The organism is Streptomyces sp. NBC_00726 (assembly GCF_045161735.1).
Taxonomy (GTDB): domain Bacteria; phylum Actinomycetota; class Actinomycetes; order Streptomycetales; family Streptomycetaceae; genus Streptomyces.
In genome coordinates this window covers 579688-591183 of the sequence record NZ_CP108983.1, presented here as the reverse complement: position 1 = coordinate 591183, position 11496 = coordinate 579688, and the positions used below count along the sequence as shown (strand labels likewise).

13 protein-coding genes are annotated in these 11496 nt (G+C 72.3%); 9 read left to right on the top strand and 4 right to left on the bottom strand.

Features of this window, described 5'->3' with window-relative positions:
• Window positions 1-28 precede the first annotated feature (28 nt).
• The 7 genes from OG338_RS02510 (at window position 29) to OG338_RS02480 (ending at window position 6040) form a co-directional block, all read left to right on the top strand.
• Window positions 29-880 (top strand): HipA family kinase, encoded by an 852-nt coding sequence (locus tag OG338_RS02510; protein WP_405935756.1) that lies wholly within the window; start codon window positions 29-31, stop codon window positions 878-880.
• Window positions 877-1260, top strand: coding sequence for a DUF3037 domain-containing protein (locus tag OG338_RS02505; RefSeq protein ID WP_405935755.1), 384 nt, complete (start codon window positions 877-879; stop codon window positions 1258-1260). The genes OG338_RS02510 and OG338_RS02505 overlap by 4 nt, the downstream gene beginning before the upstream one ends.
• Window positions 1261-1435: 175 nt before the next feature.
• Window positions 1436-2197, top strand: a complete 762-nt coding sequence (gene fabG / locus OG338_RS02500; protein WP_405935754.1) for a 3-oxoacyl-ACP reductase FabG — start codon at window positions 1436-1438, stop codon at window positions 2195-2197.
• A 20-nt stretch (window positions 2198-2217) separates the two neighbouring features.
• Window positions 2218-2973 (top strand): SDR family oxidoreductase, encoded by a 756-nt coding sequence (locus OG338_RS02495; RefSeq protein ID WP_405935753.1) that lies wholly within the window; start codon window positions 2218-2220, stop codon window positions 2971-2973.
• Window positions 2974-3089: 116 nt separating this feature from the next.
• Window positions 3090-4673 (top strand): ABC transporter substrate-binding protein, encoded by a 1584-nt coding sequence (locus OG338_RS02490; RefSeq protein WP_405935752.1) that lies wholly within the window; start codon window positions 3090-3092, stop codon window positions 4671-4673.
• A gap of 103 nt (window positions 4674-4776) precedes the next feature.
• Window positions 4777-5460, top strand: coding sequence for a uracil-DNA glycosylase (locus OG338_RS02485; RefSeq protein WP_405935751.1), 684 nt, complete (start codon window positions 4777-4779; stop codon window positions 5458-5460).
• A gap of 94 nt (window positions 5461-5554) precedes the next feature.
• Window positions 5555-6040, top strand: coding sequence for a hypothetical protein (locus tag OG338_RS02480; RefSeq protein ID WP_405935750.1), 486 nt, complete (start codon window positions 5555-5557; stop codon window positions 6038-6040).
• Window positions 6041-6065: 25 nt separating this feature from the next.
• Here the strand turns inward: OG338_RS02480 and OG338_RS02475 are convergent, their stop codons facing one another.
• Entirely contained in the window at window positions 6066-6527 is a 462-nt protein-coding gene (locus tag OG338_RS02475) for a hypothetical protein (protein ID WP_405935749.1), read from the bottom strand.
• 198 nt (window positions 6528-6725) lie between these two features.
• Here OG338_RS02475 and OG338_RS02470 point away from each other — a divergent pair, with 198 nt between their 5' ends.
• Window positions 6726-7625: a Gfo/Idh/MocA family protein gene (locus tag OG338_RS02470; protein ID WP_405935748.1), complete on the top strand. Its 900-nt coding sequence runs from the start codon at window positions 6726-6728 to the stop codon at window positions 7623-7625.
• Here the strand turns inward: OG338_RS02470 and lnt are convergent.
• Together lnt and OG338_RS02460 are read right to left on the bottom strand one after the other, a co-directional pair.
• The gene (gene lnt / locus OG338_RS02465; protein WP_405940295.1) at window positions 7603-9195 is read right to left on the bottom strand and encodes an apolipoprotein N-acyltransferase; all 1593 of its coding nucleotides are present in this window, start codon (window positions 9193-9195) and stop codon (window positions 7603-7605) included. The two genes, OG338_RS02470 and lnt, sit on opposite strands and share 23 nt — an antisense overlap.
• Window positions 9196-9286: 91 nt before the next feature.
• Window positions 9287-10156 carry a universal stress protein gene (locus OG338_RS02460; RefSeq protein WP_405935747.1) on the bottom strand — a complete coding sequence of 290 codons (870 nt, stop codon included), beginning with the start codon at window positions 10154-10156 and terminating at the stop codon, window positions 9287-9289.
• A 152-nt stretch (window positions 10157-10308) separates the two neighbouring features.
• On the opposite strand from OG338_RS02460, the gene OG338_RS02455 reads away from it, so the two are divergent.
• On the top strand, window positions 10309-10686 hold the full coding sequence (locus tag OG338_RS02455) for a hypothetical protein (protein ID WP_405935746.1): 378 nt from the start codon (window positions 10309-10311) through the stop codon (window positions 10684-10686).
• 153 nt (window positions 10687-10839) lie between these two features.
• Here OG338_RS02455 and OG338_RS02450 read toward each other — a convergent pair whose 3' ends face one another.
• Window positions 10840-11439, bottom strand: a complete 600-nt coding sequence (locus tag OG338_RS02450) for a DUF4352 domain-containing protein (RefSeq protein WP_405935745.1) — start codon at window positions 11437-11439, stop codon at window positions 10840-10842.
• Between the last annotated feature and the right edge of the window lie 57 nt (window positions 11440-11496).

The following is an 11496-nucleotide window of genomic DNA, read 5'->3' as shown; positions in this document are numbered from 1 at the left end:
AGGTTGAAGAGATGGGTGGCCTGGGAAAGTGTTGCAAGAGGTTGTAGCGACCCGCTATGTCACGCCCCTGCGTGAAGGTGGCTCGCTCCCCGGGATCGTCGAGGCCGACGACCTCGGCACGTACGTCACGAAGTTCACCGGAGCCGGGCAGGGCCGCAAGACCCTCGTCGCGGAGGTGATCTGCGGGCAGCTCGGGCGGCGGCTCGGGCTGCGCGTGCCCGAGCTCGTGCGGATCCAGCTCGACCCGGTCATCGGGCTCGCCGAGCCCGATCAGGAGGTGCAGGAGCTGCTGAAGGCCAGCGGCGGTCTGAACCTCGGGATGGACTTCCTGCCCGGCTCGCTCGGCTTCGACGCGCTCGCCTACGAGGTCGACCCGCGCGAGGCCGGGCGCGTCGTCTGGTTCGACGCGCTGATCAACAACGTCGACCGGTCCTGGCGCAACCCCAACATGCTCGTCTGGCACGGCGACCTCTGGCTCATCGACCACGGCGCCACCATGATCTGGCACCACAACTGGCCCGGCGCCCCGGCGTCCGCCGCCAAGCCGTACAACGCCTCCGACCACGCCCTCGCCCCCTTCGGTCCCGACCTCGCGTCGGCCGCCGCCGAGCTCGCCCCGCTGGTGACGCCCGAGCTGCTCGCCGAGGCCGCCGCCGACGTCCCCGACGAGTGGCTGGTGGACGAGCCGGGCTTCGGCTCGACGGACGAGCTGCGGCAGGCGTACGTGGACACGCTGGCCGCCCGCGCGGCCACCATCCACGAGCGCATCGTCCTGGACGCGCCCACCCCCGACAGGCCGTCCCAGGCCCCGGGCTGGATTACCGAACGGCTCGCCCCGCGCGGCCACGCCGTGGACGGCGAGAAGGGCGGCCGGGCATGAGCGGGCGCGATGTCTTCGAGTACGCGCTGCTGCGCGTCGTCCCCCGCGTCCAGCGCGGGGAGTGCTTCAACGCCGGGGTGGTCGTCTACTGCCGCGCCAAGGGCTTCGTGGCCGCCCGCACCGAGCTGGACGAGATCAAGCTGAAGGCGCTCGACCCCGGCGCCGATGTGACCGGGGTCCGGGCCGCGCTGCACGCCGTAGAAGGCGTCTGCCGGGGCGGTACGGACGCGGGCCAGGCCGCCGGCGACGACGCGGGCAGGCGCTTCCGCTGGCTGATCGCGCCACGCTCCACCGTCGTACAGCCCGGGCCCGTGCACAGCGGCCTCACCACCGATCCCGAGGCCGAGGTGGAGCGGCTGCTCGACCTGCTGGTGCGGTGATCCCCGCCGGGGTGTGACATGCGCCGCTGCGCCCGTGGCCCGTTGACACCGGGTGCCAGGGCTTCTAGCGTCTCGTCTGCTGAAGGTACTAAGCGGTTGCTCAGTCATCGGGCGGTTTCTCTCCGGAGCCCCCGACGTCCGCTGAGCCGCTATCCAAGGGCGAGGAGAGCCAAGCATGTCGACCAGCGAGCAGCGCGTAGCCATCGTGACGGGAGCGGCCCGGGGCATCGGTGCCGCCACCGCGGTACGTCTGGCGGCCGAGGGGCGCGCCGTCGCCGTACTCGACCTCGACGAGGCGGCCTGCAAGGACACCGTCGAGAAGATCACCGCTGCCGGGGGCAAGGCCCTCGCCGTCGGCTGCGACGTGTCGGACGGCGCCCAGGTGGAGGCCGCCGTCGCGCGGGTCGCCGCCGAGCTCGGCGCCCCCACGATCCTCGTCAACAACGCGGGCGTGCTCCGCGACAACCTCCTCTTCAAGATGAGCGAGTCCGACTGGGACACCGTGATGAACGTGCACCTCAAGGGCGCGTTCCTGATGGCCAAGGCCGTCCAGAAGTACATGGTGGACGCCAAGTTCGGCCGTATCGTGTCGCTGTCCTCCTCCTCGGCGCTCGGCAACCGCGGCCAGGCCAACTACGCGGCGGTCAAGGCGGGCCTCCAGGGCTTCACCAAGACCCTCGCCAAGGAGCTCGGCAAGTTCGGCATCACCGCCAACGCCGTCGCGCCCGGCTTCATCGTCACCGAGATGACCGCGCAGACCGCGGCCCGCGTCGGCATGGGCTTCGAGGAGTTCCAGGCGGCCGCCGCCACCCAGATCCCGGTCCAGCGCGTCGGCGTCCCCGACGACATCGCCAACGCCATCGCCTTCTTCGCGGGCGACGCCGCCGGCTTCGTCTCCGGCCAGGTCATGTACGTGGCCGGCGGACCGCTCAACTGACCCGAAGGGCTGCGGACATCATGACTGTGCAGGACAGCGGCAAGGTCGCACTGATCACCGGTGCGAGCCGGGGCATCGGCTACGGCATCGCGCAGGCGCTCGTGGCGCGTGGCGACCGGGTGTGCATCACCGGGCGCAACGAGGACGCCCTGAAGGAGGCCGTCGAGACGCTCGGCGCCGACCGGGCCATCGGCGTCGCCGGCAAGGCGCACGACGAGGCGCACCAGGCGGTGGCCGTCGCGCGCACCATGGAGGCGTTCGGCAGGGTCGACTTCCTGGTCAACAACGCCGGCACCAACCCGGTCTTCGGGTCGATCGCTGAGCTCGACCTGAACGTCGCCCGCAAGGTCTTCGAGACCAACGTGGTCTCGGCGCTCGGCTTCGCCCAGCAGACCTGGAAGGCATGGCAGAAGGAGAACGGCGGGGCGATCGTCAACATCGCCTCGGTCGCCGGTGTCTCCGCCTCGCCCTTCATCGGCGCGTACGGGATGAGCAAGGCGGCCATGGTCAACCTGACCCTCCAGCTGGCGCACGAGTTCGCGCCGGTGGTCCGGGTCAACACGATCGCCCCGGCGGTCGTCAAGACCCGGTTCGCCCAGGCGCTGTACGAGGGCCGCGAGGAGGAGGCGGCCGCCGCCTACCCGCTCGGCAGGCTCGGCGTGCCGGAGGACATCGGGGGCGCGGCAGCCTTCCTCACCTCCGACCAGTCCGCCTGGATCACGGGTCAGACCCTGGTGGTCGACGGCGGCATTTTCCTTAATGCCGGAGTCGGCTGATCCGGCCTGCGCCGATATGGCCCGATTGCCTCAAGTGCCCCGCCGGGCCTGCGGATTGACCCGGTGGGGCGCTGCGGTATCGTCTGCCGACCCATGGCTGATCGAGGAGCGTGCACGTGTTCTACCGGGCCAGTCTGCAAGCCGCTGCAGCCCTTGCGTCCCTGTCCTTGCTGGCCGGCTGCGGGCTGTTGCCCGGCGGCGGCTCGGACGTGGACCAGAAGCTCGCCGTCGGGACGACCAGTGAGCCTTCGACCCTGGACCCGGCGGCGGCGTGGGACGGCTCCTGGGAGCTGATGCGGAACGTGTTCCAGACCCTGGTGAGCTTCCCCACCGGCAGTACGAAGCCCGAGCCGGACGCGGCCGAGGAGTGCAGGTTCACCGACCGCACCAGCACCGCCTACCGCTGCACGCTCCGCAAGGGGCTGAGGTTCTCCAACGGCGACAAGCTGGACGCGGCGGCTGTGAAGTACTCGATCGACCGGATCTCGGAGATCGCCGTCAAGGGCGGCCCGGTCGGCATGCTCGGCTCCCTCGACCGGGTCGAGACCAAGGGCGACGACGTCGTCATCTTCAACCTGAAGAAGCCCGACGCCACCTTCCCGTTCGTGCTGGCCACCCCCGCCATGTCCCTGGTCGCGCCGAGCGCGTACTCGAAGCACAAGATCCGCGACGACGGCAAGGTCACCGGCTCCGGCCCCTACCTGCTGGACTCCTACAAGCAGGGCGACCGCTCGGAACTGGTGAAGAACCCCGACTACAAGGGCTTCGCCGACCGCAAGAACGACGCCGTGACCATCCGGTACTTCAAGGACTCCGGCGCCATGGTGAAGGCGCTCCGGAAGAACGAGATCGACGCCACCTACCGCGGCCTGTCCGCCGAGGACGTCGTCAGCATCCAGGACAGCAGCGTCAACGGCGAGGGCGACCTCCAGATCGTGGAGTCCACCGGCGCCGACATCCGCTTCCTGGTCTTCAACCCGGACGACCCCGCCGCCGGGAAGCCGGCCGTCCGGCGGGCGATCGCCCAGCTGGTCGACCGGGACGCGCTCGTCGCCAAGGTCTACCGGGGCACGGCCGAACCGCTCTACTCGATGGTCCCGAAGGGCATCGCCGCGCACACCACCACCTTCTTCGACACCTTCGGCAACCCCAGCAAGGACAAGGCCCGCCAGATCCTGGCCGACGCGCACATCACCACGCCCGTCCCGATGACCTTCTGGTACACCACCGACCGCTACGGCTCCTCGACCGCGCCCGAGTTCGATGAGCTCAAGCGCCAGCTGGAGTCGTCCGGGCTCTTCCGCATCACCCTGAAGCACCGGCCGTGGAAGACCTTCCAGGAGGGCTTCACCAAGGGCGAGTACCCGGTGTTCGGCCGAGGCTGGTTCCCGGACTTCCCGGACCCGGACAACTTCATCGCCCCCTTCGTGGGCAAGAACAGCGTCACGGGCATGCCGTACACGCAGGACGAGATCACCAAGCAGCTGCTGCCCCAGTCCCGCAAGCAGAGCGACCGCGGCGCGGTCGGCAGGGAGTTCGAGCGGGCCCAGAAGATCCTGGTGGAGGACGTGCGGCTGCTGCCGCTGTGGCAGGGCAAGCTGTACGTGGCGGCAGGCGAGGACATCGGCGGCGGCGAGCGCGCCCTGGACCCGCAGACCGTCATGCAGATGTGGGAGCTGTACCGCAAGGCCAGCTGGTAGCACCGCGCGCGGGCGGGCCCCGGTGGCCCGCCCGGGCCGCGTTGTCAGTGGCGCCCGGTAGGTTCTGGGAGCAAGAACGGATTGCTTACCGGAGGTTGTTCACGTGACCGACACCGACCTGCTGCCCGAGTCCTGGCGCGGCGTCCTCGGCGAAGAGCTGCAGAAGCCGTATTACAAGGAGCTCACCGAGTTCGTCGAGGAGCAGCGCTCCGCCGGACCGGTCTACCCGCCCCGGGATCAGGTGTTCGCGGCCCTGGAAGCGACCCCGTACGACCAGGTGAAGGTCCTCGTCCTCGGCCAGGACCCGTACCACGGCGAGGGCCAGGGCCACGGCCTGTGCTTCTCGGTGCGGCCCGGCGTGAAGACCCCGCCCTCGCTGCGCAACATCTACAAGGAGATGAAGGAGGAGCTGGGCCTGCCCGTCCCGGACAACGGCTATCTGATGCCGTGGGCCGAGCAGGGCGTCCTGCTGCTCAACGCCGTGCTCACCGTCCGCGCCGGCGAGGCCAACTCGCACAAGGGCAAGGGCTGGGAGAAGGTCACCGACGCCGTCATCCGGGCCGTCGCCGCCCGCCCCGACCCGGCGGTCTTCGTCCTCTGGGGCAATTACGCGCAGAAGAAGCTCCCCCTGATCGACACCGAGCGCCATGTGGTGGTGAAGGGCGCCCACCCCTCGCCGCTGTCGGCGAAGAAGTTCTTCGGCTCCCGTCCGTTCACCCGGATAAACGAGGCCATCGCCCAGCAGGGCCACCAGCCCATCGACTGGCGCATCCCCGACCTGGGCTGAGCCCTCCCCGAGCCTCCACGCGTCCGCCCGTCCCGGCGGCTAGCGTCGGAAGCCGGACCGCCGGGTCCGGGCGGACGGGCGCGAGGAGGCCGTGGTGACGGAGCAGCGGGAGGCGTCGGAGGACGTCTTCATGACCAGGATCGGCCAGGCGGTCATGCTGCTGCACGGGGGCGACCGGGAGGAGGCCCGCAACCGCTTCGCCGCGCTCTGGTCCGAGATCGGCGACGAGGGCGACGCCCTGCACCGGTGCACCCTGGCGCACTACATGGCCGATACGCAGGACGACCCGGCCGACGAACTGGCCTGGGACCTGCGCGCACTGACCGCCGCCCGCGCCCTGGCCGACGAAGCGGCGGCCGAGGACCGGGACGCGCCGGCGATGCGCGCCTTCTACCCGTCGCTGCACCTCAACCTCGCCGCGGACTATCTGAAGCTCCAGCGCCCGGGCGCCGCCCGGGACCACCTGGACCGGGCCCGGGCGGCTTCGGCCGTGCTGGCCGACGACGCCACGGACGACGGATACGGGGGCGGCGTCCGGGCGGCGATCGGCCGGCTGGAACGGCGGCTGCGCGAGTGGTGACAGGCGGCTCCGGAGCGCCGCCGCCTCACCGCCCGTAGGCGCGGTCACAGATCCGGGACTGCGGGCTGCCCGCCGGCCAGTGGCCGTACCCCCTGCCCAGATCGCACACCCCGGACCCGCCGCCGGGCGCCGGCAGGACGGGCGCGGGAGGGGGCGGGGCGATCCGGCGCGGCAGCGGCAGGTCCGGGGCGGGCGCGGGCCGCCGCGGCAGCGCGAGGCGCGGTGCACCGAGGGGCGCGGCCGTCCGCCCCGGCGACGGCGCGTGCGCGGCGGACGGCGAGGCCGCGCGGGACGGCTTCGCCTTCGGTACGGCCTCCAGCGTGTCGTGGACCGGCGGCCCGGCGGTCTGCGGGGCCAGGTCGTGGGCCGGCCGGCTGACCCCGGGGCGCGGCGGGGCGACCGGATGCGGCTGGACGGACACGCACCCGGACAGGGCCGCGACCGCGAGGCAGACCAGGAGCTCGACGGCGGTTCTCGTTCGTTGCACGTGATCAACTCTGCGGGGCCGGTGACCGGTCCACGCCCCCGTCGCCCCCGATCCGCCCGCACGAGTGACACCGGTCAGCGCGCCGTGCCCCGCCGGCCGCCGGGATCGCCGGCCGGCGGCCCCAGGGCGCCACGTATGCTGCCGGGACGACGAAGGAGGCGCCCGGCACACGGCGCTGACCAGCGAGAGGAACACCCTGTGAAGGTCGGCTGCATCGGGCTCGGGGACATCGCACGGAAGGCGTACCTGCCGGTGCTCGGCAGCCTGCCGGGCATCGAACTCCACCTCCAGACCCGCACCCCGGCCACCCTGGCTGAGGTCGCCGCCGCCCACCGCATCCCGGCGGACCGGTGCCACCGGGACCTGGACGCGCTGCTCGCCCAGGGGCTCGACGCCGCGTTCGTGCACGCCGCGACCGCCGCCCACCCCGAGATCGTGAGCCGGCTGCTCGACGCGGGCGTCGCCACGTACGTCGACAAGCCGCTCGCGTACACGCTGGAGGAGTCCACCCGCCTGGTCGAGCTCGCCGAGGCGCGCGGGACCGGCCTCGCCGTCGGCTTCAACCGCCGGCTGGCCCCGGGCTACGCCCAGTGCGCGGAGCACCCGCGTGAGCTGATCCTCTTGCAGAAGAACCGGGTCGGGCTCCCCGAGGAGCCCCGCACCATGGTCTACGACGACTTCATCCACGTCGTGGACACCCTGCGCTTCCTGGCCCCGGGACCCGTCGAGCGCACCGTGGTGAGCGGCCGCCTCGTGGACGGCCTGCTGCACCACGTGGTCCTCCAGCTCTCCGGTGACGGCTTCACCGCGATCGGCGCGATGAACCGGCTCAGCGGCTCGGCCGAGGAGCGGCTGGAGGTCTCCGGCCAGGACTCCAAGCGCGAGGTCCTCAACCTCGCGGAGGTCATCGACCACAAGGGCCAGCCGAGCCTGCGCCGGCGCGGCGACTGGGTCCCGGTGGCCCGCCAGCGCGGCATCGAGCAGGCCGTCCTGGCCTTCCTGGACGCCGTCCGCGAGGGCCACCCCCTGAGCGCCCGCGACGCCCTGGCAACCCACGACCTGTGCGAACGCGTCCTCAGGGAGCTGGACGCGGCCTAGGCCCCGCCGCCTTCACCGGTCGCGTACGGCCCCGGCCGCGCAGCGCTCGTACGCCCTCGAACGCGCAGTACACGGCCAGCACCCCCAGCGCCCCGTACAACGCCCAGTCGCCGAGCCGTACGTACAGCGTCGCGCCCCGGGCCAGCGGCACCCCGTAGACCGCGGTGCCGCTGGTCTCCGTGCCGAGGCGGGGGCCGACCGGCTCGCCCTCGGGGCCGTACACCGCGCTCACGCCCGTGAGGGTGGCGTGCACCATCGGGCGGCCGCTCTCCGCCGCCCGCAGCGCGCCCAGCGAGGCGTGCTGGGCCGGGGCCCAGCCGTGCTGGAAGGACGAGGTGGACGACTGGGCGATCAGCAGCCCCGCCCCGTCCCGGACCAGACGCCGACTCATGTCCGGGAACGCGGACTCGAAGCAGACCAGCGGGCCTAGGCGCAGTCCGTCCGCGCCGGGCACCCGCATCGTGACCGGGCCCGTGCCGCGCAGCCGGTCCTCGCCCGCCGCCCGGCCCATCGAGGTCGCCCAGCCGAGCGCCGACCGGGCCGGGATGTACTCGCCGAACGGCACCAGCCGCATCTTGTCGTACCGGTCCCCGGTGAGCCCGTCCGGCCCGACCAGCACGGCGCTCTTGAAGATCCCGGTGCGCCCCGCCGCATCGGTCTGCCGGGCGTCCACATTGACCAGGACGTCCGCGCCCACCGCCCGCGACAGCGCCGCCAGCCGGGCCGCGATGTCCGGCCGCCGGACCGGATCGACACCGACGCTGCTCTCGCCCCACACCACCAGGTCGACGCCCTTGCCGGCGAGCGGCCGCGTCAGCTCCTCGCCGAGGGCGAACCTGCGCTGAATGCTCCCCGGACCCTTCACGATCCCCGGCTGCACGACGGCCACCCGGGCCGTACCCGTCCGCTCGGGCTGCGGCGCCCACATCCAGGCCGCACCGGCCACCAGCGCCCCCACCAGGAGTGACACGACGGCGACGGCCCGGGCGGCGGAGTGCACCAGCAGCACGGTCACCGCCGTGTTCACCGCCACCACCAGCAGGCTCACCAGCCACACCCCGCCCACCGAGGCCAGCCGGAGCGCCGGTTCCACCTGCCACTGGCTCGCCCCCAGCAGCCCCCACGGGCCGCCCAGCGCCTCCCACGACCGCACCAGCTCGATCATCAGCCAGCCGCACGGCACCACGACCACCGCCGCGACCGCCGCCCACCCGCTCAGCGGCCCCCGCAGCAGCCGGTGCGCCAGCAGCCCCCACGGCGCCCACAGCAGACCGAGCAGCGCCGCGAGGAGCACGATGAACACATGCAGGCTCGGCATCAGCCAGTGGTGCACGGCGATCATGTAACCCGTGCCGCCCAGCCACGCGTCGCGCGCCGCCCCGCGCCCCGTCCCGGCGGACCGGATCAGCAACAGCAGCGGCACCAGGCAGACATAGCCGAACCACCACAGCGAGGGGGCGGGGAAGGCCAGGGCCGGCAGCGCACCGGCCACCAGCGCCGCGGCCACCCGCCCCGGAGTCCGGCCCAGCACCCGTGCGCCCCGCTCGCGCCACCCGGCCCACGACCCCATGTCCGCCTCCTCGCCCCGCCCGCCGACAGGTCCGTCCGCCATCCGGTCCCGGTCCTCCGCCCAGTGTGCGGCAGCGGACGCGGCCCGGCTCTCAGCAGGGGACGACGGCCACCGGGCCCATCGCGTGTGTGAGGGTCGTGTGCGCCACCGGCGAAAGCCCGAGGCCCAGCGACTCACCGCCCCGCCGCCGCCCGACGACGGTCAGCGAGGCCGTCGCGGACGCGGTGACCAGCGTGCGTGTCGCGGAACCGTTGACCGGCTCCTTCATGACCTCGACCTGCGGAAACCGGGCCCGCCGGCCGGCGGTCAGCTCGGCCAGCGACCGCTCGGCCGCGTCCGCCGCCGCGTCCCGGTCGAAGACCGGCCCGCCCGACAGCATCGACGAGAACATCGTCCAGCCGTGCACGATCCGCAGCCGGGCGCCCGGGTGCGCCGCCGCCGTCGCGAAGGCGAAGTCCAGCACCCCTTCGCTGCTCTCGTCGGCGGCCACCCCGGCGACGATGTCCGGGAAAACCCCGCCCGCGCCCGCACCGGCCGGCTCCTCGTCGTCCCGGCCGCCGTGCACGATCACCACGGGACACTTCGCCATGGACGCCGTCGCCAGGCTGTTGGACCCCAGCATCAGGGACCGGAAGCCGCCGAGCCCCCGCGAGCCGAGCACCAGCAGCGAGGCGTCCCGGCTCAGCGAGACCAGCGCCGCCGACGGGAAGTCGAGCGGTGCGAGCGTCGTGGGCCGCAGCCCCGGAGCGACCCGCGCCACCCGGCGCACGGCCGACGCCAGCAGCTCGCCCGCCTCCCGCTCCTGCGCCTCCTGGTCGGTGCGCCGGGCCAGCTGCCGCACATGCACGATGAGCAGGGGCCAGCCCCGTACGACCGCCTCACGGGCCGCCCAGTCCAGCGCGTCGAAGCCGTGCGAGGAGCCGTCGACCGCCGCGATCACGGGAAGCTCGGTGCCGCTCATGGGTTCCTCTCCGCCGTCCGGATCTGCTTCGTACGCTACGGCGGCACGGGCGCCGGTGCCGAGGCGGAGGCCGCCGTCCGGGCCCCGGCCCGGCGTCACCCCGCTCGTCGTTTGTCCCTCTGGGCCGGTCCGGCTGCGCCTATGCTCGCGGTATGGAGCAGAGCGAAGTGGTGAAGCGTGTGGTCGGCATCCTCACCGAGGCGGGGGAGATGCGCCGGCTGCTGGAGGAGAACCCGGACCGCGACGACGCCGACACCGACTCGACCGTGGTGACCGCCCTACTCAACGAGACCATGCCCCGGATCGCCATCCCGGAGGACGCCACGGTCGAGGACGTGGTGGTGGTCGTCGGACGCGAGGTCGGGGGAGCGGTCGAACAGCTCGTCGGGGCGTTCACCCTGGCGTTCGCCATGCTGGCCCAGATCCACGACTCCGGGCAGACGGACGTCACCTCGGCGGACGTGCTCCAGGATCTCGCGCTGCGCGCCGAGCAGTTCGGCGCCGAGGGCCCCGACGACACGGAGATCTGACGCGGTGCGCCGCCCCCGGTCACGGCCGTCGTCCGCCCAGCCACGCAGCCTGCTCGGGCTCGGCGCCCTGGCTGCGACCGAGATGTACTGGAGACTTGCATAGCGATGCCCCTCCCGCTTCGGTGGGAGGGGCATCGCTGTTTGCCTACGGTGTCAGGACACGTTCCCGCGGATGCTGTCGCCGATCAGCCCGTCCGTGTAGGTCACGTATTTGGCGTCGAACTTGCCCTTGCCGGTGATGGTTCCCGTGACGTTCTCGCCAGGGGCGAGCTTCACCGTGTCGAGCTGGTCTTCGTCCATCCCCAGTTCGGCGGTGTGCTTGCGGCCGTCGGTGTCGGTGATCGTCACGTACAGCGGGTTGACGTCGATCTCGTCCGTGCCGTTGTTCGTGATGGTGACCTGGACGCTGGTGTAGTTGTCGTTCTGAGCGAGGACGCTCTTCTTGAAGGCGACCTTCTTCGCCGCGACGGTCACGGGCTCCTTCTTCGCCGGCTCTTCCTTCGTCGGTTCCTCAGGCTTCTTGCTCTCAGCGGGAGCGCTGGCGGCCGGCTCCTTGGCGGGCGGCGAGTCCTTCTTGCCTTCGTCGCCGCTCGTTGCGATGGCGGCGATGATGCCGATCAGGACGAAGAGCACGATGATGCCCAGGCACCCAAACCCGATGATCTTGCCCGTGTTCTTCTTCGGCGCCGGCGGCTGGGAGCCCCATCCCGGCTGTGTTGGCTGCTGGCCCCAGCCAGGCTGCTGATTCGACATGTGCCCCCCAAAGGTGGTTCGTGGAGGCACGACCGTAACGACGCCGGACGCGGTAGG

Bases quoted from the DNA above. Each gene is read 5' to 3' on its own strand.
- OG338_RS02495 (WP_405935753.1), top strand. From the start codon at position 2,218: ATGACTGTGCAGGACAGCGGCAAGGTCGCACTGATCACCGGTGCGAGC.
- OG338_RS02450 (WP_405935745.1), bottom strand. From the start codon at position 11,439: ATGTCGAATCAGCAGCCTGGCTGGGGCCAGCAGCCAACACAGCCGGGA.
- OG338_RS02460 (WP_405935747.1), bottom strand. From the start codon at position 10,156: ATGAGCGGCACCGAGCTTCCCGTGATCGCGGCGGTCGACGGCTCCTCG.
- lnt (WP_405940295.1), bottom strand. From the start codon at position 9,195: ATGGGGTCGTGGGCCGGGTGGCGCGAGCGGGGCGCACGGGTGCTGGGC.
- OG338_RS02505 (WP_405935755.1), top strand. From the start codon at position 877: ATGAGCGGGCGCGATGTCTTCGAGTACGCGCTGCTGCGCGTCGTCCCC.
- OG338_RS02455 (WP_405935746.1), top strand. From the start codon at position 10,309: ATGGAGCAGAGCGAAGTGGTGAAGCGTGTGGTCGGCATCCTCACCGAG.
- fabG (WP_405935754.1), top strand. From the start codon at position 1,436: ATGTCGACCAGCGAGCAGCGCGTAGCCATCGTGACGGGAGCGGCCCGG.